We start from the raw sequence: 21,228 nt of genomic DNA, 5'->3' as shown, positions 1-21,228 counted from the left end.
CCACAAAGGGGGCTTTCATGGACATGACTTTTGTTGCCGAGCGCGGTCTGGTGCTTTTGGGGTGCGGCAAGATGGGATCTGCCATGCTGCAGGGGTGGCTGGCGGATGGTCTGCCGTCTGCATCTGTGTGGGTGCAGGATCCCAACCCGAGTGACTGGGTGCGCCAAAGCGGCGTCCATGTGAATGCTGACTTGCCTCAGGCCCCGGCCGTGGTGTTGATTGCGGTCAAGCCACAGATGATGAGCGATGCCCTGCCTGTGCTTAAGGAAATGGGCAATGGGGACACGCTGTTTGTGTCTGTTGCGGCTGGTATTTCCATTGCCACCTATGAGGACATTCTTGGGGCGCTCACCCCGATTGTGCGCGCCATGCCCAACACGCCTGCGGCTGTGGGCAAGGGTATTACAGCGATTGTGGGTAATGGACCTGCGGGTCTGACCGGGCTGGAAGCGGCAGAGGCGCTGCTGCAGGCGGTTGGGCAGGTGGTGCGTCTTGAGCGGGAAACCCAGATGGATGCGGTGACGGGCCTATCGGGCTCCGGCCCGGCCTATGTGTTTCACATGATTGAATGTATGGCGGCGGCAGGCGAGGCGCAGGGGCTGTCTCCGGAGTTGGCCATGGCTCTGGCCAAGGCAACGGTAGCGGGCGCAGGCGCGCTGGCAGAGCAGGCCGAGGAGGCACCTGAGCAACTGCGCGTCAATGTGACCAGCCCAAATGGCACAACGCAGGCAGGCCTTGATGTGCTGATGGATCCGGCGGTGGGATTGCCTCCCTTGATGATCAAGACCGTTGGGGCCGCTGCCGACCGTAGCCGGGAGCTGGCCAATGGCTGAGATTGCGTTTGAGGATTTCCTGAAAGTGGACATCCGCGTGGGCACGGTGGTGCAGGCGGAGCCCTATCCGGAGGCGCGTAAACCGGCGATCAAACTCTGGGTGGATTTTGGCGGTGACATCGGCGTGCGCAAAAGCTCGGCGCAGATCACGGCGCATTACACGCCTGAGGGGCTGATTGGTCAGCAGGTGATGGCGGTGGTGAACTTCCCGCCGCGCCAGATTGGCACATTCATGTCGGAGATATTGGTTCTGGGACTGTCCGATGAAAACGGTGAGATCGTGTTGATCGGGCCGGATGGCACGCGCAAAGACGCCGTTGTGCCTAATGGAGGGCGTTTGCATTGAAACGGTTGTTGATCACGCGCCCGCTGCCCGATGCTGTGGTGGCTGCCGCTCGCGACGCGTTTCATGTCACTGTGCGGCTCAACAATCTGCCAATGCAGTCAGATGAGCTGCGCGATGCGCTGCGCAACTTTGATCTTGTCTTGCCGACTTTGGGGGACGTGTTTGATGCGGGCGTGTTTGCAGATGTAGACACACCGCGTTGTAAGCTTTTGGCCAATTTTGGGGTGGGGTATAATCACATCGACGTGGCCGCGGCAAAGGCGGCTGGCATTGCGGTGAGCAACACACCGGGCGCTGTGACTGACGCCACAGCGGATGTGGCATTGACCCTGATCCTAATGAGTGCGCGTCGTGCAGGCGAAGGGGAGCGGTTGGTCCGCTCTGGCGGTTGGAAGGGCTGGCATCCCACGCAGATGCTGGGGCTGCATGTGACGGGGAAAACCGTTGGTATTGTTGGTATGGGCCGTATTGGCCAAGCCATCGCGGCCCGGTGTCATTATGGCTTCAACATGCCGGTGAAATATTGGAACCGCTCTGCCAAAGACCTTCCGTTTGAGGCCACGCGCGTGGAGCGCCTCGCGGATCTGGCGGGGCAGGTGGATGTGCTTGTGGCGGCTGTTCCCGGTGGGGCGCAAACGCATCATCTGTTTGATGCAGATATTTTTGAGGCCATGCAGAGCCATGCGCATTTCATCAATATTTCCCGTGGGGAAGTGGTGGATGAAGCGGCGCTGGTTGCAGCGTTGCAGGCGGGCAAGATTGCAGGGGCTGGCTTGGATGTCTATGAGTTTGAGCCGCGCGTGCCAGAGGCGCTGCGCAAGCTCAATACGGTGACGCTGCTGCCGCATCTGGGCACGGCCGCACTGGAGGTGCGCAGTCAGATGGGTATGATGGCCGTTGACAACTTGCTGGCCTTTGAGCGTGGAGAAACACCGCCCAATCAGGTGTGATACCAGCGCGCCCTGAGAGGCGCGCATGTTTAGGGTGAAGCGAAGTCTGCCACGCTGTCACCTGAGAGGCTGTCTTCCATTGCTTCGCGCCAGTGGCGGCGGCAGAGAGAGACGTAGCTTTCATTGCCACCGATCTGCACCTGTGCGCCCTCTCGAAGCACCTGTCCGCTTTCATCCTGACGCACCACCATGGTGGCTTTCTTACCGCAATGGCAGATCGTGCGCACCTCCCGCATTTCATCGGCTAAGGCGAGCAATGCCGCGGAGCCTGGGAAAAGCTGGCCCTGAAAATCCACGCGCAACCCATAGCACATAACGGGCACCTTCAGATCGTCCACCGCACGTGCCAGTTGCCAGACCTGTGCCTCGCTCAGAAACTGCGCTTCATCAATGAAGACACAGGCGAGCGGGCCTTGGGACAGGCGAGCGCTGATCTGAGCAAAGAGATCGGAGGTGGCGTCAAAGGTGTCTGCGGGTTCTGAAATTCCAATGCGGGACGCAATCCGACCTTCACCGGCACGATTGTCAAACCGCGCGGTCAGCAGGTAGGTCCGCATGCCCCGCTCGCGGTAATTGTGAGAGGCCTGCAAGAGCACTGTCGATTTGCCGGCGTTCATCGTCGAGTATTGAAAGTAGAGCTTGGCCATGGCCGCCTGATAGGCTGCATCGCCCCGGTCACGCAAGGGGGGGATGGTTCTGTTGGACGAAAACAATCCCGTTTGCCGGGTGTAAGGTGGCGGTGGGTCTTGCACAAAATCAGAAGCACGGCCCGTCCCATCGTGGCCAAGGCCAATGGGGATGATAGGGTCAGGCCGTGCGGCTCAATTGCCGAACAAGGCGCAGGTGACAGGCTGCGCAGCGCTCTTCCTGTAATCCGGCCCACCCGCCGGAAACTGATACCGCCGGACGAAACGCATCCGGTCTTTCTCAAATGCCAGATTCAGGGTAATTCAAGAAATGGGAAAATTTTGCACGTCTTCCCCTCAAATGGGAAATCTGGGAAAGAGGTGCAGCAATAATGAGAAGTTGGGACAAGTGCATGACCGTGGTGGACAGCTATCTGAAGAAGCATTCTGAGGCTTTGGTCAAGGACGTAGGTATTGAAGCGGCCTGTGCGCTGACAGGGAAATCCAAGGCGACATTGGGACGCTATTATTCCACCCACGACGAACATGCGGATCGGTTCATGCCAATTGATGCGGTGGCGGCGCTGGAAGAGGCGGCCTCTTACCCGCATGTGACGGCCGCACTGGCCGAGTTGCGCGGAAATTCGCTCAACCTTGAGGGGCGTCGCCGCAACTCTGACGACAAGGGCGGCGTGAATTCAGATGTCATTGCTCTCAGTCAGCGCTTTGCCATGTTGATGGCGGAATACAATCAATCCATCGAAGATGGGATCATCACGGTTGCGGAGGCCAAGCGGCTTTTGCAGGAGACGGTGGCGCTGCAGCGGGTCCTGGTGGACATGAAGCTGCATCTGGAAGAGGAATCCGTTTAAGCCATGGCGGGGCCACGCCAGCGACGGCCGTTGCTGGCGGCCGAGCGACATACCCCTGATCTGTTGCAGGGGTTTTTGACAGATCTCGAAGCCACACAGAGCTCTGCGGAAGTGTGGGGTTTGATTGTGGAGGTGGGGCGCGCACTCAATCTGCCCTACATCGATTTTATTTGTGCAGATAACTTTGCCAATTGGAAACGCACGCTTTTTATTCGGACCTCCTATGACAGCACGTGGTTGAACACCTTTAACGAAGATCCGGATGTGGCCAAATGGAGCTATTTTCGCACGCATGCGGTGCATCATCTGACCCCTATTGCTGTCGGATTGGAGTTTGTCGATGAGTATCATCATATGCCCGAAGCTCGGCATGCGGTGTTGCGCGAAGCCGCCGAGCGGGGACTGAGGGCGGGGTTTTCTGTGCCTTTGCGCCTGCATGCGCCGCCGCAGGCTGCTCTGATCACCTTCTGTGGGGACCACTCAAAGCGCGAAATGCGCCACATCATTCAGACCCATGGCTGGGTGCTCAACGCGGTGGCGATGATGGGGCATCAGCGATATCAGACCCATTTTGCCGCCGAGTTTACACAGCGTAACAGCATCTCTGACAAGCAGCGGGAATTGCTTGAGATGATTGGAGCTGGCCTGCAGGACAAGGTGATTGCCGAACAGCTTGAGATTTCGGTTTCTGCGGTGCGTCAGCGGATGAACAACCTGTTGGCCAAGACTGGTTTGGCCAACAGGGCGGATCTGGCAGCGCTGGCCATGAGTGTTGGGCTGGTGCAGGACCCCCTGCATCGGATGAACCAAAAAGTTGGCGGCGTTTTGGTGGAAATGGGCGTGCCGCATGGCAGCACTTTCCGGTACAGAAAAGACTGATCTTTGCTAGGGTCTTGAAGGCTGCCAAAACCGCGATGTGAGACGTGCATGAAATAAGGGTGTTCTGGAAGCCAGAACACCCTTGCATCATAAAATGACCTACGGGAATATTTGTGCACGGGTGTGCATTGAAACCTCTGTACGGGACAGCACAGAGCGGACGGGGATTTGCGGAAATCGCGCCTCGAACCTGTTGTCTCAGGACACCTGGGGTAGCGCCACGATGAGACAACAGCTCCATCCACCTATGATGGTAGCCCATCGTGATGGGGAGTTTTGTGTCAGGACTTTAGAAAGTTAGGTTAACAAAGCTGTCAATTTTAACAGTTTTTTGAATTTCAACTGTCATAAATGATAGGTGCCAGGGGCTTCAGCCCCGGCACACTCGAATCATTGTGACCAAATGTGACTGGATCAGCGGCGCTTTAGCAGGACCGAACCAACCGAATATCCGGCGCCAAAGGAACAGATCACGCCATAGTCGCCGGGAGTGAGGTCGTCTGAAAATTTGGAGAAGGCGATGATGGATCCTGCGGATGATGTATTGGCATAGTCTTGCAGAATGTTGGGCTGCTCCCCGTCTTCGGGTGTGCGTCCCAGCACCTTTTTGCCAATGAAATCATTCATGGATTTGTTGGCCTGATGCAGCCAGAGGCGGCTCAGTTGATCAGCGCTGATGCCCTCCTCTGCGATATGGGACAGCATATGGGTGGAGACCATGGGCACCACCTCTTTGAACACTTTGCGCCCGTTTTGCATGAACTGCATATCGCGGCGGTCGATCACCCCGTCCGGGCGTGAGCGGCGCAGGAATCCGTTGTTGTTGCGGATGTTGTTGGAGAATTGCGTCGCACAGCGGGTGGAGATGATTTCGAAATGCGCGCCTTTGGCGTCTTCGCTGCGCTCAATCACCGAGGCTGTGGCCACATCCCCAAAGATGAAGTGACAGTCACGATCGCGCCATTCCAGGTGGCCGGAACAGATTTCCGGGTTGACCACAATGGCTTTGCGCACAGAGCCCGCGCGCACCATATCTGCCGCAGCCTGAATGCCGAAGGTGGCAGAGGAGCAAGCGACGTTCATGTCAAAGGCAAAGCCGCCCGCCCCCAATTCTTTTTGAATTTCAATGGCAATAGCCGGATAGGCCCGCTCCATGTTGGAGGCGGCGCAGATCACCAGATCGATCTCTGACGCCTCCACCTGTGCCTGAGCCAGTGCCTTTTTACAGGCGTCCAGTGCCATTTCGGTCATCACACCGGGCTCATCATCGTCCCGCTGGCGCAGTTGCGGGTGCATCACATCGGGATTGAGGACGCCTTCTTTGTCCAGCACGTGCCGTTGTTCGATGCCGGAGGCTTTGACAATGAATTCGCTGGAGGAATGTTGCAGGGGCGCCATCTCGCCGGCGTCAATGGCCTTGGCGTTCACTGCGTTCATTTTGTCGGCGTAGGCGTTGAAGCTGGCGACCAGCTCGTCATTGGTGATGATGTTCTCAGGTGTGAAGACACCGGTTCCGGTGATCGCGGGCTTAAACATAACTGGGCCTTGAGTGGTTCTGGTGGCGCGCAGCTAGCCTTATTTTTGAACAGAACGTCAAGGGTTGACCTATGGTCAATTTCCTTGGTGGCCTTGTTTTATGGGCGGTCGCGGGTTTTTCCTCTGGGTGCAAAATGGGCACAGGCTCAGCGCAGCTGAGCCGGGCCCAAGCGAAAGCCTCATCTGTGATGAGCGCTTTGGTGCGGGAGCCCTGCTTGGCGCCATAAACATCGCGCGGGTGAAAGGCCCTTAGAACGGTGCATCCGGATAGGTGACCCCGGCCAGATAGAGCCCCTGTGGGGGACAGACCGGGCCACAGGCGGCGCGGTCGCGGGCCTGCAGGGCCTGTGCCACGTCCTCCGGTTGCCAGCCTCCTGCGCCCACGCGCTCAAGCGTGCCGACAAAACTGCGCACCTGATTATGCAGGAAAGAGCGCGCACGCACATGGAAGCGGATCTCCGGCCCGCCAAAACCGTCGACTTGCTCAACTCTGAGCTCATCAAGCGTTTTCTGCGGGCTGGCCGCCTGACAGATCGAGCTGCGGAAGGTGGTGAAATCATGGTTGCCAATCAGGTGATCCGCGCCCGCTTGCATGGCCGCAACGTCCAGATCGTGTTTCACCTGCCATACGAGGCCAGCCTGATGGGTGGCGGGTGCCCGCCGCATCAGGATGCGAAACAGATAGCGCCGCTCAGTGGCGGAAAACCGGGCGTGCCAGTCGTCAGCCACCTTCGCGCAGTTCACAATGGCAACGGGCGCGGGTTTGAGCTGAAAATTCAGCGCTTCGGACAGCCGGAATGGATCCCAGTCGTTCTCCATGTCGCAATGGGCCACCTGTGCCAGGCCATGCACGCCCGCATCTGTGCGACCGGCGGCCGCGATGGTGTGGGCGCGTTGCTCAAGCTTGGCCAGCGCCGCCTCGATGGCCCCCTGTACAGAGGGCTGATCGGCCTGTCGCTGCCAGCCTGCAAAGGGGGCACCGTGGTATTCAACTTGAAGAGCATATCTGGGCATGCGCCTCAGGTAGCCGATTGCCACAGCAATTTGAAGAGCGCGGTTTTGCGCTGGGGCAGTGGCGGGGAAATTTGGCGCTATTGTCCCCACTGGAAATGCCCCGGCGGCGGGCTTAGGTTCTGTTTGAAGCAGGCAAAGGGGCCACAATTGGTCATTTCCACAGTTGCAGAGGGTCTGGCGCGCCAGATTGAAACAGTCACAGAGACGGTGACGGGGGCGTTTGATCCGGTGATCCGTCTGGGCGTTACGGGGCTCGCGCGGTCTGGCAAGACGGTCTTTATCACCTCCTTGGTGGCCAATCTCCTGGACAGGGGACGGATGCCACAGCTTGCCGCCTGTGCAGAAGGGCGGATTGAGGCAGCGTTTTTACAGCCACAGCCAGATGATCTTGTGCCGCGCTTTGACTATGAGCGCCATTTGGCGGCCATGACGGGCAGCGCGCCGGTCTGGCCAGACAGCACGCGCGCGATCAGCGAGTTGCGCGTGTCCTTGCGGGTGCGTCCCAATGGGCTGTTGTCCGGTTTTCAGGGGCCGCGCACCGTGCATCTGGATATTGTGGATTATCCCGGTGAATGGCTTCTGGATCTGGGGCTGATGGACAAGAGCTTTGCCACTTGGAGCCGCGAGGTGCTGGCGCGCACCGAGGGGCGGGATCTTGCCCGCGGCTATCATGAGCTGCTGCGCGACACGGATGTGCTGGCCCCGCTGTCAGAGCCGCAGGCACAGGCGCTGGCGGCGCAGTTTACCACCTATTTGCAGGCGGCGCGTGAGGCCGGGTTTTCAGATTGTACACCGGGGCGGTTTTTGCTGCCCGGCGATCTGGCCGGATCGCCTGTTTTGACATTTGCGCCTTTGCCTGAGGCGGGCAAAGCGCAGCGCGGATCGTTGTGGCGGGTGTTTGAAAAACGCTTTGAAGCCTATAAGGCACAGGTGGTGAAGCCATTTTTCCGCGACCATTTCGCGCGCATCGACCGGCAGGTGGTGCTGGTCGATGTGCTGGGGGCCATTCATGCCGGACCGCAAGCTGTGGAAGACATGCGTGCTGGTCTGGCCGACACGCTCGCCGCTTTTCGCCCGGGGCGGAACGCCTTTCTTGCAAGGTTGCTGCGGGGCAAACGGGTGGAGAAAATCCTCTTTGCGGCCACCAAAGCGGATCACCTGCACCATCGTCAGCATCCGCAGTTGACCAATATCATGCAGGCGCTGACGCGTGAGGCCGCAGATCGCGCGCAGTTTGCTGGGGCCAAGACCGACGCCCTGTCGCTTGCCTCGCTGCGCACCACGGTGGAGGAAACGGTGGTTCATGAAGGGCGTCAGTTGGACTGTGTGCGCGGACAGTTGCTGGCGGATCGACGGCAGGCGGCCTTTTATCCCGGTCACTTGCCAGAGGACCCGACGGTCCTGCTCAATGCGGCCCGCTCTGGTGCAGCCAAGTGGCTGGATGACGACTATCAGGTGATGAAGTTTGCCCCCGCCGCCAACACATTGCGCCCCGGGAGCGGCCCGCCACATATCCGCGTGGACCGCGCGGCGCAGTTTTTGATTGGAGATATGCTGTGAGCTCCGAACCAAGCAAAACCGGGCCCGTTCTGATCGAATGTGACGATGGCGTCGACGTGACAGAGGCGGCTCCGGTGCCTGATCTGATGGCACCAGCCCCGACAGGTCAGGCAATGCAGGTCACAGCGCAATTGGCAGCGCGCAGGCCCAGCCGGTTGACACGGTGGTTCTGGGCGCTTGTGGGGCTGTTCGTGAGTGCGGCTGTGTCCATGGCGGCTTGGGATTTTGCCACCGGGCTGGTGGCGCGCAATCTCTATCTTGGATGGGCCGTGATGGGGATCGGAGCGGCGGCGCTTTTGCTGGCTGTGATGATTGTTCTGAAGGAGCTGGCCGGTTTGGCGCGTCTCAAGCGTGTGGATGGCTTGAAGATGCGTGCAGAAGCGGCAGTGCAGGCCCATGAGATGGGACAGGCGCGGAGCATTGTGGACGCGCTGTTGCAGTTCTATCGCGGACGCGAAGATCTGTCTTGGGGGCGTGACAGTCTCAGGCGGCAGCGCGACGAGGTGCTGGATGCGGATGCTCTTCTGGCTTTGGCCGAAATCGCATTGATGGCACCTTTGGATAAGGCCGCGCAGCGTGAAGTGGAGGCAGCGGCCCGGCAAGTGGCGGCGGTGACCGCCTTGGTGCCGCTGGCCTTAGCGGATGTGGTGGCGGCATTGACGTCCAATCTGCGCATGATCCGGCGGATTGCGGAGGTTTATGGCGGCCGGTCCGGCACGCTGGGCAGTTGGCGCCTGTTTCGCGCGGTGATGACGCATCTGGTGGCCACGGGGGCTGTGGCGGCGGGCGATGATCTGATTGGGACCATCGCGGGCGGCGGCGCGCTGGCCAAAGTAAGCCGCCGGTTTGGCGAAGGCATTGTGAATGGCGCTTTGACCGCGCGTGTTGGCGTTGCTGCAATGGAGGTGTGCCGACCGCTGCCTTTTGGGGAGGGGCGTCGCCCCTCTGTGGCGGGGCTGGTGAAACGGGCTCTGACCGGTCTGTTCTCTAAAGAGAGGTGAGCTTGCTCACCGCAAGATCGGCACGCCCCCGGGGCCTTTCACCTTTTCCACAACACCTGCGCGCAGACTGCGGCCAATGCGATGGGCCAAGGCCGACCAGGCCGCCGCCTGTGTCTCAGAGAGCTCGCGTTTGAGGGTCATGTCAAACAGGGCCAGCCAAGCCTCGAACATTCCCGGGCGCACATTGCCAGCGTCGCGGTGCACCTTAAGCGGATTGCCGTCATAGCTGCGCTCATGAAGAATGGCATTGGCCCAAAAATCTACAATTTTAGCTTCATGCCCCGGCCAATCTTCTACATGCACGGCGAAAACCGGGCCAAGCCCGGGATGCTGGCGCACCATTTCATAAAAGGCGGCCACGACCCGGGCGATGTCATTTCGGGTTACATCAAATTTGGGAGGCAGAGACGCCATGTGCCGAACTCCTTTTTTTCCTACCTAAAATCGCGGTTGAGATCTTGCAACTGCAAGACAGTCGCACCCGGTGCCAGATGTGAGTGATTTTGTCGGATTTTTGGTAAGCAAAATACTCGGATTTTGTTGTTGAGTAAATCAATCAACCAATTGAAAGTAAACAAAAATTCTTGAAACTAGAATCATTCTGATCTAAGCCTAGGGCAAGAACTCACTCAGGTGAGTCGACAGAAAACACATCAGCCATCAGGCGGACCCAGCCAGCCAAACGCCAGCCACGTCTTTTCCTGAACAGCAAAAGGAGAGAACCATGACCGATAAAGCCTGTAACGTTTGCGCCTTCTTTGACAACGCAGCTGTGAAAGAAACCTCTGCGAAAGAAACCGGTGGCCTCTGCCGTTTCAGCGCGCCAACCTTCCTCACCGAAGAGGAAATGCACGGCGACGCACATTGGCCAGTTGTGAAAAGCAACGACTGGTGCGGAAGCTTTGAAGGCCAGGCCGCTTAACTCACGGAGCGCCTGAAAGAACGGGCCGCTTACGTACAGTGACCAGCAAGCCAGGTCCAGCAACGCAGCCAGCCATAGCGCCAGCCACGTAGCCAGGTCCAGCCAGCCAATCATTTAAGCGGGAAGAGGGTACGCATTGCGTGCCCTCTTTTTTGTCGTGCGCAGGCAGGCGGGGTGCCTTGTCCTTATGGCTTTACCCTGTGCGTGCTGCGGCCTATAAGGCGGGTATGACGCAGATATTCGCAATTATCATTCGAATTATCAGCCCGGCGCTCTAACTGATCGAGCCGCCGGGACAAGGCGTATGGAAGACCGCGCCGCCCTCTCTCATTCCAAATATGACCGCCTGAAAAGGACCGGACACATGTGTGCCGATACACCTGAATACAAAGATACGCTGAACCTGCCCAAAACCGATTTCCCAATGCGCGCGGGGCTGCCCAAACGTGAGCCAAACTGGCTCGAACGCTGGGAAAACATGGGCGTTTATGACCGTCTGCGCGAAAAAGAAGATCGTAAGCCTTTTATCCTGCATGACGGCCCGCCCTATGCCAACGGCCATCTGCACATCGGTCACGCGCTGAACAAGACCATCAAGGATATGATCGTGCGCTCCCATCAGATGATGGGCCATGATGCGCGTTACGTGCCGGGCTGGGATTGTCACGGTCTGCCGATCGAGTGGAAGATCGAAGAGCAGTATCGCAAAAAGGGCAAAGACAAAGACGCAGTGGATGTGGTGGAGTTCCGTCAGGAATGCCGCAAGTTTGCCGAGGGCTGGATCGACATCCAGCGCGAGGAATTCAAGCGTCTGGGCATCACTGGCAACTGGCCAAACCCTTACATCACCATGGATTATCACGCTGAGGCGGTGATTGCCGATGAGTTCATGAAGTTCCTCATGAACGGCACGCTCTATCAGGGGTCTAAGCCTGTGATGTGGTCGCCGGTTGAGAAAACCGCGCTGGCGGAAGCTGAGGTGGAATATCACGATCACCAGAGCCACACGATCTGGGTGCCGTTCTCCTTCCAGAACGCCGAAGGTGATCTGGCTGAAGCACATGTTGTGATCTGGACCACAACGCCATGGACCATCCCTTCCAACCGTGCGGTGGCTTATGGCAATGGTATTGCATACGGCCTGTACCGCGTGGAGACGACCGAAGAGGAAAGCTGGACCAAACCCGGCGATCTCTACATCTTTGCGGATACACTCGCTGAAGACTGTCTGCAGAAGTCTCGGGTGACCGAGTTCACCCGTGTGCGTGATGTGGCACCAAGCGAGTTTGACGGACTGCTCTGCGCGCACCCCTTCAAAGGTATCGATGGCGCGGATGGCTTCTGGGACTACGATGTCCCGATGATTGACGGCGATCACGTCACCGATGATGCCGGGACAGGCTTTGTGCACACGGCACCAAGCCATGGTCAGGAAGACTATGAGGCCTTTGTGGCGCGCAACTGGCTGGAGCGGATGACCCACAATGTGGGCGAGCAATCCGAATTCCTGCCGCATGTGCCGTTCTTTGCCGGGCTGCAGGTGATCGACCGCAAAGGCAAGGAAGGCAAAGCCAACAATGCCGTCATCGCCAAGCTGGTGGAGGCCGGTGGCATCATTGCGCGTGGCCGTATCAAACACAGCTATCCGCACAGCTGGCGCTCCAAGGCGCCGATCATCTATCGCAACACGCCGCAGTGGTTTGCCTCTGTGGATCGCAAGCTGGATGACGGCAAAGGTGAGATGGGGGATAGCATCCGCGAGCGTGCGCTGCGCTCGATTGATGAGCTGGTGAAGTGGACCCCACAAAAAGGCCGCAACCGTCTCTATTCCATGATTGAAAACCGCCCGGACTGGGTGCTGTCCCGTCAGCGCGCCTGGGGTGTGCCGCTGACCTGTTTCACCAAGAAAGGTCTGTTGCCCACCGATGAAGGCTTCTTGCTGCGCGACCCGGAGGTCAATGCCCGCATCAAGGCGGCCTTTGACGCAGAAGGCGCGGATTGCTGGTACTTTGACGGGGCCAAAGAGCGTTTCCTTGGCGAAGCTTACAATGCAGACGAGTGGGAGCAGGTTTTTGACGTGCTCGACGTTTGGTTTGACTCCGGTTCAACCCATGCCTTTGTGCTGCGTGATCGTGAGGACGGTACCGAGGACGGCATTGCCGACGTCTACATGGAAGGCACCGACCAGCACCGGGGATGGTTCCACAGCTCATTGCTGCAGGCCTGTGGCACCAAAGGCCGCGCGCCTTATCGCAATGTGGTGACCCATGGCTTCACGCTGGACGCCAAGGGCAACAAAATGTCCAAGTCGCTTGGCAATACCATCGTGCCAGAGAAGGTGGTGAAGCAATATGGCGCTGATATTCTGCGCCTGTGGGTGGCGCAGACCGATTACACCGCCGATCAGCGCATCGGGGATGAGATCCTCAAAGGTGTTGCCGACAGTTATCGTCGCCTGCGCAACACCATGCGCTTTATGCTGGGCTCGCTTGCCGATTTCACCGAGGCGGATCGGATCGAAGATCCGATGGACATGCCGCCACTGGACCGCTGGGTGATGAGCCGTATGGCGGAGCTGGATGAGGTGGTGCGCAAGGGCTATGCGTCCTTTGATTTCCAAGGGGTGTTCAGCGCGGTGTTCACTTTTGCCACGGTGGATCTGTCGTCTTTCTACTTCGATATTCGCAAGGACGTGCTCTATTGTGACGGGGATACGCTGCAGCGGCGTGCCTGCCGGACGGTGCTGGACCACCTGTTCCACCGCCTGACAACCTGGCTGGCACCGATTTTGGTGTTCACCATGGAAGAGGTCTGGCTGGAGCGGTATCCGGGCGAGGACAGCTCTGTGCATCTGGTTGATTTCCCGGAGACACCGGCGAGCTGGCGCAATCTTCAGAACGAAGAGAATGTTGCGCGGGTGCGTGTGGTGCGCCGTGTGGTGACCTCTGCGCTTGAGGTGCAGCGCCGTGACAAGGTGATCGGCTCCAGCCTTGAGGCGGCGCCTGTGGTGCATGTGGCCGATGAGGAGACCCGTCGCCTGCTGAGCCTGATCGACATTGATGAACTGTGCATCACCTCTGGTCTTGTTGTGAGTGACGCGCCTGCGCCGGAAGGCGCGTTTACGCTGGATGAAGTGGCTGGTGTTGGCGTGGTCTTCAAGACGGCAGACGGCGATAAATGTCAGCGCTGCTGGAAGATCCTGCCTGACGTGGGCAGCCACAGCCATGAAGGCGTGTGTGGCCGCTGTAACGACGCGCTGGGCTGAGGCTTTGCGAATGAGATCGAAAGGGCGTCCGGTTTTGGGCGCCCTTTTTCATGGCTATAGGAGCTGCGCTGTGGCCTTGATTCCGGGCGGGGGAGGCGGCATCGTGCGCCCATGTTGCAGACCACCGTTGAAACCCCGACCGGCCCGATGACCCTGACCGAAGAGGACGGGGCCATCACCCGTGCTGAATGGGGGCAGGGAGGTGTGGGCGACACGCCTTTGCTAAGAGAAGCGGCGGCGCAATTGGTGGCTTATTTTGACGACCCTGTGCGCGGGTTTGATTTGCCCCTGCGGGTGGAGGCGTCAGAATTTCAGCAGAAAGTCTGTGACGCGATGCTGGCAATCCCATTGGGGGAGACGCGGACCTATGGGGATCTGGCCAAAGAGATTGGTGTGCCCGCGCAGGCGATCGGGCAGGGCTGTGGCGGCAATCCGATACCGGTGATCATCCCTTGCCACCGCGTGTTGGGCGCCAATGGGCTTGGCGGGTTTTCAGGCGAAGGTGGCGTGGAGACCAAGGTCTGGCTGCTCAAGCATGAGCGCGCCGCCGGGTTGCTGATCTGATCAGAGCTGCTCACGGTAAATGAGCTGCTGTGCCGCGCCGGCGCAGAGCAGATAGGCCGAGGTGGCCACAAGCCCCCAGAGGGCCCAGCTTTCGGGATGGAAATCCACCCAGGCGGCCCAGCCTGCAAAAAGCGTCCAGGCCAGAGCCAGCGGCAGCGACAGCCAGCGCCAGCGCGCGGTGCGTACGGGGTGGATGAATTTGATCGGCAGGAACATCGCCACAGCCAAGACGGTCACAAGCGCGAGGCTGACCCAGAAATTTGGTTCCACCGCAAAAATCACGATCACCAGCATATTCCAGCATCCGGGAAAACCGGAGAAGGAATTGTCTTTGGTTTTCATACGGGTGTCGCAGAAATAAAGCGCGGAGGTGAAGGTGATCACAATGATGGCAAACCAGCCGGTCCAGCCATCCATCAGCCCGGATTTGAAAAGCGCAAAGGCCGGGATGAAGACATAGGTCAGGTAGTCGATGATCAGATCAAGCAGCACACCGTCAAATTCGGGCGCGTTCTTCTTAACATCATAGTGCCGCGCCAGTGGTCCGTCGATGCCATCGACAATGAAAGCAACCACCAACCAGAGGAACATCAGGCTCCATTTCCCATCCACAGCGGCCAGCATGGCGAGCATGGACAGGACAGCACCGGTTGCGGTGAAGAGATGGACGGCAAGGGCACGGGCACGAATAGTCATTTGTGTGTCATGCAGGAATTGGCGCGTGAGTGCAACGGTGGAGCGCGCAGTTTGGTGCAGGCCTGCCCTCAGATGTGGGATGCCTCCGGCGGGGATATTTGAGGTCAAATGAAGCGGACTGGCTCATTGGCGTGGTTTGAGGGCAAAAATGGCGGCGCGAACGGCCTCTGGCAGAGTGGTGTCGCTGTGCTCTGGCGCGGCGTCCAGGGCGGAGGCCACGTCTTTGGTGAGAATACCAATGGTGTTGTCTTCTGCCCAGCCATCGCGGGCGAACTCAATCTCGTCAAAGCCTGAGGCGAGCCAATTTTGCCCTGAGGAGGTATGGATCAGCTTGAGAAGGGCGGCCTCGTCAATGTTGCTTTGGTCCGCCCAGTCCAGCACCATCCGGGTCATTGCTGTATTGGTCGCCGCCAGCAGGTTATTGAGCACCTTCGCCTGCATGCCTGCGCCGAAGGGCCCCATGTGGTGGAAATGCGCGCCCATAGCGTCAAACAGAGGCTGATGCTGTGCCAGCGCGTCGATTTCGCCGCCAAGCATGAAGGACAGACGGGCTTCTTCGGCGGCGATGGTTGCGCCGGACATGGGGGCAGCGATGAGCGTAATATGGCTCGGGACCTTGTCGCGCAGCGCGCGCACATATCGCGGTGAGAGGGTGGAGGAGATGATGACAGTGGTCAGATGAGGGGTTGTGTCGATCAGGTTTTGCACGTCAAACAACAGATCATCTGTTTGAGATACATCTCGCACCACGGTGATCAACACGCGCAGATCCGCTGCAAAATCGGGCAGGGACAAAAGTTGTTTTGCGGGAAGTGTCAGAACGCTGGCCGGGCGAATGTCGAAGCCTTTTGCATCAAAACCCGCATGGCGCAGTGCCATCAGGATCGGCCCGCCCATACGTCCGCAGCCTGCGACGCCGATGCCAGTTGTTGCAAAATCGTGAGGCATGTGGCCCTCCGCACAGGGATGCGCAGAGGGCATCCGGTTTAAGAGAAGGCGCGTTTCAGCGCAGGTATGTTGGATAGGATTAGCACGTCAAAGGCGAGCACGGCCAGAAAAGTCACACCGACCAGCGGGAAGGCCACCGACACCAGCGCAGCGATCAGCAGCGCGCCTTTCCAGAGTGGCATTTCGGCAGGCGCAGGCGGTGCTGCCAGACGCAGCGCGTTTTGTGGTCGGCGTTTGACCCACATCACCACGCCGGAGACGCAGACAAAAATCACCGCAAGACAGAAGACCACATTGAGGAGGAGGTTCCAAAGCCCCATCAGCCCCATGTGGAAGGGGATGCTGACCGCCATGGATTTCCCTGCCAGTGAGTAATCCGCAAAGCGCACTTGGGCGAGGATCTTGCCGCTGTACTGATCCACATGCACGGTGACATCGCCCATGGGGTCGGTGCTGTCGCTGCTCATGCTGTCGCGGTTGATGGTCCAGACCCCTGTGTCGCCGCGCGGATAGGCCACGCGGAAGCGGCCCTCAAGGCCAAGACTGCGCCCCAATGCAGTGATGCTGTTGATATCCACCGCGGCACCCGCAGCGGTGCCTGTGACGCCTACGTCTGAGCCAGAAGCAGGCATGGGTGTCTGCTCCAGCGCCCATGGCACGTCGTTTTGATTGCCATGGCCCATGCTGGCGTGGGTTTCGTCAGACAGAGGGACATTATTCCATTTTTCTGCCGGAAAGGTCGACCAGGCCTGCACAAACTTCCCGCCCCAGATGCCGGTCCATGCCAGCCCTGAAATCAGGAAGATCACCATCAGCAGTGAAATCCAGAAGCCGACCACCGCATGCAGGCTTTTCCACAGCGCGCGGCCGCGTGCCGCGAGGTTGGGGATCAAGACGGAGGTGGCATTGCCGCGCGGCCACCACAGGTAGAGTCCTGTGAGCACCAGAACGAGGCCAAGCCCGGCGGCAATTTCGATCAACCGATCACCGGTGTCTCCGAGTAAGAGAGAGCCGTGAATGTTGTCGGCCAGATCATAGAGCCCTGCACGACGGTTCCAGCTTTCCAGCACGTTACCGCCATAGGGATCGACGGCCACCATCATCTGATCCGTGTCGGTTTGGACGCGAAACACTGCCGCAAGCGCGTCGGTCTTCGGCCCGATATATTCGACCACTTCGCCGGGCACCGCGGATGTGGCGGCGGCGGCCTGATCGCTGATCGACAACGCGGTGCCTGTGGGGGTAACGGCAATTTTCTCCCCGTCGCGGCCGTCAAACTGTGTGAGGGCCATCATCAGCAGCCCTGTGACTGAGAGCATGATCAGGAAGGGGATCACGTAGAGACCGGCGTAGAAATGCCAGCGCCATACGGCGAAATAGAGTTTTTGAGACAGCTTACTGGAGGCGGCATCGCCGCTTGGTTGGCTGGTGTGTGCCATGAGAGGACTCTCCTAAGGAGCCGCACCCGAGCTTTTGCGGGGCGGTCAATGTTTCGTCTGAAATGTGAGATGAAATCAGGAGAGAGCGGGGGGACCGCGCGCGTCATAGCGACGGTGGAAGCCGGCGCTTTCATGGGTGAAACCTTCGGTCTGCCAGCGCGCAGTGCGCAGGCTGTGCAGAGGCAGAGGGAAAGGGCCGTGCATCACCAGATTGGCCTCTGCCACGACGGAAAAGGCACAGGGGGGACGTTTGTCGTCAGTCTGTTCCTGCAATGGCACCGGTGCCCCGGTGTCATCCACGATCAGCTCGACCATGTCCTCCCCAGTGCAGATGACCAGCACCATATGCCCATCTGGCAAAGCCTTTGGCATCCAGCCGGCCGGAACGGCGGCGGAGACCAGTACGGCCAGCAGAAGAGCACAGGTGGTCAGCAGGCGCATGGATTATTCAAGACCTGCGATAATCGCGCGCAAAGTGGCAATGCCATCGCCTTTTTCCGAACTGGTCAGAACCATTTCCGGATAGGCGGCGGGGTGTTTCGCCAGCTTTTCGCGCACCTGTTTGAAGATCTTGGCACGGTCTTTTTCTTTGACCTTATCCGCCTTGGTCATCACCACCTGAAAGGTGACAGCAGAGCTGTCCAGCAAGGACATGATCTCTTCGTCCACATCTTTGACCCCATGGCGGCTGTCAATCAGCACAAAGGCCCGGCGCAGGTTGGCGCGGCCAGACAGATACTGTTTGAGCAGGCGCTGCCACTTTTCCACCACCGGCAAAGGCGCATTCGCATAGCCATAGCCCGGAAGATCGACCAGATAATGGCTTTCGGTCAGGGTGAAGAAGTTGATTTCCTGTGTGCGCCCCGGCGTGTTTGAGGCGCGCGCAAGACGGGTGCGGCCCGTCAGCGCATTGATCAGGCTGGACTTTCCAACATTGGAGCGGCCGGCAAAGCAAACCTCCACACGGTCGCCCGCAGGCAGGCCATCCATGGCCACCACACCTTTGAGAAAGTCGGAGTTGGCACCGTTAAAGAGCTTGCGTCCACGTTCCAGTGCGATGGGTTCTGGATCTTCGACAAATGGAAAAGGAAGCTGCATCAAAGCACCTCTGCTGTATCGCCCACCGAGATGGTGCCGGATTTTGTCACAACGCCATAGACGCCAAAGTCACGATGATCGTTCAGGGCTTTGAGCGCACCCAGTGTATCGGCATCGCGTATGCCGGTTTCGGGGTTGGATGCGGTGGCAAGGCAGCGGGTGATCTGCTCGCGCACTTCAATTTCCGCGGTGCCAATGCGCAGGGTTTTGCCCAGCCAGTTGAATTCCTCAAAGGCCTCGAACCCGGTGAGCCAGATGTTGCCGCGCCAGCGTTCGGTGGACAGGCTTTCGCCCAGATGTTGCTCTACGGCTTTGTGGCTGGCTGTGGTGTGAATGGCGATAGAGGGGAAGTTGCTGTCGGTCATGCCCACGTCCCCCGCAGGCACCAGTTTGGTGCTGGCCGCGCGCTCCTTGGGCATGATGGGGCGCACCCAATCGATCAGCTTGTCGCCCTGTGTTTCGGGATCAAAGGTCAGCTCCCAGAGATCGGGATGCTGTAGGGTGATTTTGCCGCTGGCCTCATCCACTTTGGCGGTGATGGCCATGAGCGAGGGGGCGCCAGCCGCGCGGGAAAAATTGCGACAGGAGGCCCATTCGCCCCCGTCGGTCTTTGCGGCCTCATGGGCCACGGCGTAGCGGCGATCCCAGGGGAAGGTTTGGCCTTCCTCCAAAGAAATCTGACCCACGGACTCGCGTCCGTGGGCCTTGATTGGGTGCCGCCAGAGAGCTGCTACGCTGCCCATTATTTGGCGTCCTCTTTCTGTTTTTTCTTAAAGCTGGCTTTGATGTTGCCAAAAACGTCCGGTTTGTAACCGTGATGCCGCATGATGGCATACTGCTGTGTGAAGGTGATCACGTTGTTGGTGATCCAGTACACAACCAGGCCAGAGGCAAAGCTGCCAAGCATGAACATGAAGACCCATGGCATCCAGGCAAAGATCATCTGCTGGGTCGGATCCGTGGGGGCTGGATTCAGTTTCTGCTGCAGCCACATGGAAATCCCCAGCAGGATCGGCAGGATGCCAAGGCTGAAGAGTTCAAAGAAGCCCAGATCCGGTACGGCGAAAGGCAGCAGGCCAAACAAGTTGATGATCGAGCTTGGGTCCGGCGCAGAGAGATCGTTGATCCAACCAAACCAAGGTGCGTGGCGCAGTTCCAGCGTGACAAAGATCACTTTGTATAGCGAGAAGAAGATCGGGATTTGGATCAGGATCGGCAGACAGCCCGCCGCCGGATTGACCTTCTCTTTCTTGTAAAGCTCCATCATGGATTGCTGCATTTTCTGACGGTCGTCGCCGGCCGCTTCTTTCAGCTTTTCCATCTGTGGCTGGAGCTCTTTCATCTTCGCCATGGAGGCATAAGATTTATAAGCCAGCGGGAAGACGATGATTTTCAGGATCACGGTCAGACCGATGATGGCCCAGCCCATGTTGCCGATAAAGCCATTGAGCCAGTGCAGCAGGGCAAAGATCGGCTTGGTCAGGAAGGCAAACCAGCCCCAGTCGATGGACTCCAGAAAGCCAGTCACGCCGCCTTCGTTCTGATAGGTACGGATGGTGGCCCATTCTTTCGCACCAGCAAACAGCTGGCTGTTGGCCTCTGCTGTCTCGCCCTCGGCCACGGTCAGCGTGCGCATCACCGCTTCGGCCTGATAGATGTCGCGGGCGGCATCGTATTTGGAAACCGATTTGAAACCCGCATCGCCGCCGGGGATCAATGTGGCCATCCAATAGTGATCGGTGAAGCCGATCCAGCCTTCGCTTTCGACCTGTGTGACCTCAGCAGCCGCGCCTTCACGCTGATCATAGCTGTAGTCGGTCATATCGTCATAATCAACTTCTGCCAGTTCGCCGTCCGCCATGGAAATCAGGCCTTCGTGCAGAATGAAGAAGTTTTTCAGATCTTCGGGTTCCCCATAGCGTGCGAGCACACCGTAAGGCGCAAGGGACACGGTGCCTGCGCCGGTGTTTTCCACGGTCTGTGCGACGGAGAACATGAAGTTTTCATCCACAGAAATGGTGCGGCGGAAGGTCAGGCCTGCGCCATTGTCCCAGGACAGGGTCACAGGGGTCTCGTCGGTCAGGGTCTCGCCACTCTCCACGGACCAAAGCGTGTTGGAGCCGGGCACCTGATCCAATGTGAGCCCTGCGCCCGGCGCCCAGCCATACAGCGCGTAGTAAGCGTTGGGTTCGCCATTGGGAGACAGCAGCGTCACGATTGGCGCGCCCTCATCGAGGGTTTCGCGATAGTCGTTCAGCTTGAGATCATCAATGCGGCCTCCCAAGAGGGAGATAGAGCCGGTCACGCGATCGGTCGCGATGTCCAGACGCGGCGCGTCCGCTGCGGCGGTGGGCTCTATCGTGGTGGCCGCGCCTGCGGTCGTGCCCGCGGTGGAAAGCGCAGGCGCCGTCGCTGGCGTGCCTGCCTCAGTGCTTTCGGCCACGGCCGGTGCATTTGGGTCTTCCACTGTCTCTGGGGGTGGAAACAGGAGGAACCAGATCAGGATGACGCCAAAGCTGAGCGCCGTCGCGAGGATGAGGTTCTTGTTCTGATCGTCCATTGCCGCAAGCCATCTGTCGTTGAAACGTTGGGGAGGTTCAACAGAGGTGGGGGGCAAAGGTCAAGGGGATTCGACCGCAACGCCACGAATGCGCGGCAGGCGTTGCTCTGGTGTTAAAG

Annotated in this window: 21 protein-coding genes; 10 read left to right on the top strand and 11 right to left on the bottom strand. The window is 58.9% G+C overall.

Features of this window, described 5'->3' with window-relative positions; genetic code table 11:
• Positions 1–17: 17 nt before the first annotated feature.
• Genes proC through SHM7688_RS08635 form a run of 3 tightly spaced genes read left to right on the top strand, consistent with a single transcriptional unit; the run spans position 18 to position 2,129 of the window.
• Positions 18–833 carry a pyrroline-5-carboxylate reductase gene (gene proC, locus SHM7688_RS08645; RefSeq protein ID WP_058239536.1) on the top strand — a complete coding sequence of 272 codons (816 nt, stop codon included), beginning with the start codon at positions 18–20 and terminating at the stop codon, positions 831–833.
• Positions 826–1,179, top strand: coding sequence for a tRNA-binding protein (locus tag SHM7688_RS08640; RefSeq protein WP_058239535.1), 354 nt, complete (start codon positions 826–828; stop codon positions 1,177–1,179). Before proC ends, SHM7688_RS08640 begins: the two co-directional genes overlap by 8 nt.
• A complete protein-coding gene (locus SHM7688_RS08635) occupies positions 1,176–2,129 on the top strand; it encodes a 2-hydroxyacid dehydrogenase (RefSeq protein ID WP_058239534.1) in 954 nt (317 codons plus the stop codon). Before SHM7688_RS08640 ends, SHM7688_RS08635 begins: the two co-directional genes overlap by 4 nt.
• A gap of 29 nt (positions 2,130–2,158) precedes the next feature.
• Here SHM7688_RS08635 and SHM7688_RS08630 read toward each other — a convergent pair whose 3' ends face one another.
• Entirely contained in the window at positions 2,159–2,776 is a 618-nt protein-coding gene (locus SHM7688_RS08630) for a thymidine kinase (RefSeq protein WP_058239702.1), read from the bottom strand.
• A 392-nt stretch (positions 2,777–3,168) separates the two neighbouring features.
• Here SHM7688_RS08630 and SHM7688_RS08625 point away from each other — a divergent pair, with 392 nt between their 5' ends.
• The gene (locus SHM7688_RS08625) at positions 3,169–3,627 is read left to right on the top strand and encodes a hypothetical protein (RefSeq protein ID WP_058239533.1); all 459 of its coding nucleotides are present in this window, start codon (positions 3,169–3,171) and stop codon (positions 3,625–3,627) included.
• A gap of 3 nt (positions 3,628–3,630) precedes the next feature.
• Positions 3,631–4,506, top strand: coding sequence for a helix-turn-helix transcriptional regulator (locus tag SHM7688_RS08620; RefSeq protein WP_058239532.1), 876 nt, complete (start codon positions 3,631–3,633; stop codon positions 4,504–4,506).
• A 414-nt stretch (positions 4,507–4,920) separates the two neighbouring features.
• Here SHM7688_RS08620 and SHM7688_RS08615 read toward each other — a convergent pair whose 3' ends face one another.
• Together SHM7688_RS08615 and truA are read right to left on the bottom strand one after the other, a co-directional pair.
• Positions 4,921–6,042, bottom strand: coding sequence for a beta-ketoacyl-ACP synthase III (locus SHM7688_RS08615; protein ID WP_058239531.1), 1,122 nt, complete (start codon positions 6,040–6,042; stop codon positions 4,921–4,923).
• Positions 6,043–6,291: 249 nt separating this feature from the next.
• Positions 6,292–7,056 carry a tRNA pseudouridine(38-40) synthase TruA gene (truA, locus tag SHM7688_RS08605; RefSeq protein WP_058239529.1) on the bottom strand — a complete coding sequence of 255 codons (765 nt, stop codon included), beginning with the start codon at positions 7,054–7,056 and terminating at the stop codon, positions 6,292–6,294.
• A 147-nt stretch (positions 7,057–7,203) separates the two neighbouring features.
• Here truA and SHM7688_RS08600 point away from each other — a divergent pair, with 147 nt between their 5' ends.
• Positions 7,204–8,616 carry a YcjX family GTP-binding protein gene (locus SHM7688_RS08600; RefSeq protein ID WP_058239528.1) on the top strand — a complete coding sequence of 471 codons (1,413 nt, stop codon included), beginning with the start codon at positions 7,204–7,206 and terminating at the stop codon, positions 8,614–8,616.
• On the top strand, positions 8,613–9,617 hold the full coding sequence (locus tag SHM7688_RS08595) for a YcjF family protein (RefSeq protein WP_058239527.1): 1,005 nt from the start codon (positions 8,613–8,615) through the stop codon (positions 9,615–9,617). Before SHM7688_RS08600 ends, SHM7688_RS08595 begins: the two co-directional genes overlap by 4 nt.
• Before the next feature lie 6 nt (positions 9,618–9,623).
• Here the strand turns inward: SHM7688_RS08595 and SHM7688_RS08590 are convergent, their stop codons facing one another.
• The gene (locus SHM7688_RS08590) at positions 9,624–10,031 is read right to left on the bottom strand and encodes a group III truncated hemoglobin (RefSeq protein WP_058239526.1); all 408 of its coding nucleotides are present in this window, start codon (positions 10,029–10,031) and stop codon (positions 9,624–9,626) included.
• 310 nt (positions 10,032–10,341) lie between these two features.
• Here SHM7688_RS08590 and SHM7688_RS08585 point away from each other — a divergent pair, with 310 nt between their 5' ends.
• The 3 genes from SHM7688_RS08585 to SHM7688_RS08575 all read left to right on the top strand — a co-directional run bounded on the left by SHM7688_RS08585 (position 10,342) and on the right by SHM7688_RS08575 (position 14,368).
• Complete coding sequence (locus tag SHM7688_RS08585; RefSeq protein WP_058239525.1) at positions 10,342–10,539, top strand: hypothetical protein; 198 nt, start codon at positions 10,342–10,344, stop codon at positions 10,537–10,539.
• A 364-nt stretch (positions 10,540–10,903) separates the two neighbouring features.
• Entirely contained in the window at positions 10,904–13,804 is a 2,901-nt protein-coding gene (ileS, locus tag SHM7688_RS08580) for an isoleucine--tRNA ligase (RefSeq protein ID WP_058239701.1), read from the top strand.
• A gap of 111 nt (positions 13,805–13,915) precedes the next feature.
• Positions 13,916–14,368, top strand: a complete 453-nt coding sequence (locus SHM7688_RS08575) for a methylated-DNA--[protein]-cysteine S-methyltransferase (protein WP_058239524.1) — start codon at positions 13,916–13,918, stop codon at positions 14,366–14,368.
• Here SHM7688_RS08575 and SHM7688_RS08570 read toward each other — a convergent pair whose 3' ends face one another.
• From SHM7688_RS08570 to yidC, 7 genes are all read right to left on the bottom strand, one after another.
• Entirely contained in the window at positions 14,369–15,064 is a 696-nt protein-coding gene (locus tag SHM7688_RS08570) for a CDP-alcohol phosphatidyltransferase family protein (protein WP_058239700.1), read from the bottom strand.
• Between the two features lie 123 nt (positions 15,065–15,187).
• The gene (locus SHM7688_RS08565) at positions 15,188–16,012 is read right to left on the bottom strand and encodes an NAD(P)-dependent oxidoreductase (RefSeq protein ID WP_058239699.1); all 825 of its coding nucleotides are present in this window, start codon (positions 16,010–16,012) and stop codon (positions 15,188–15,190) included.
• A gap of 38 nt (positions 16,013–16,050) precedes the next feature.
• Complete coding sequence (locus SHM7688_RS08560) at positions 16,051–17,451, bottom strand: PepSY-associated TM helix domain-containing protein (protein ID WP_058239523.1); 1,401 nt, start codon at positions 17,449–17,451, stop codon at positions 16,051–16,053.
• Between the two features lie 75 nt (positions 17,452–17,526).
• The gene (locus SHM7688_RS08555; protein WP_058239522.1) at positions 17,527–17,892 is read right to left on the bottom strand and encodes a hypothetical protein; all 366 of its coding nucleotides are present in this window, start codon (positions 17,890–17,892) and stop codon (positions 17,527–17,529) included.
• 3 nt (positions 17,893–17,895) lie between these two features.
• Positions 17,896–18,549 (bottom strand): ribosome biogenesis GTP-binding protein YihA/YsxC, encoded by a 654-nt coding sequence (yihA, locus tag SHM7688_RS08550; RefSeq protein WP_058239521.1) that lies wholly within the window; start codon positions 18,547–18,549, stop codon positions 17,896–17,898.
• Positions 18,549–19,292: an MOSC domain-containing protein gene (locus tag SHM7688_RS08545; protein WP_188128114.1), complete on the bottom strand. Its 744-nt coding sequence runs from the start codon at positions 19,290–19,292 to the stop codon at positions 18,549–18,551. Before SHM7688_RS08545 ends, yihA begins: the two co-directional genes overlap by 1 nt.
• Complete coding sequence (gene yidC / locus SHM7688_RS08540) at positions 19,292–21,109, bottom strand: membrane protein insertase YidC (RefSeq protein ID WP_058239519.1); 1,818 nt, start codon at positions 21,107–21,109, stop codon at positions 19,292–19,294. Before yidC ends, SHM7688_RS08545 begins: the two co-directional genes overlap by 1 nt.
• Positions 21,110–21,228: the final 119 nt, after the last annotated feature.

The sequence above is a fragment of the Shimia marina genome (assembly GCF_001458175.1).
GTDB lineage: Bacteria > Pseudomonadota > Alphaproteobacteria > Rhodobacterales > Rhodobacteraceae > Shimia > Shimia marina.
This window is presented reverse-complemented; position numbering and strand designations above follow the sequence as displayed.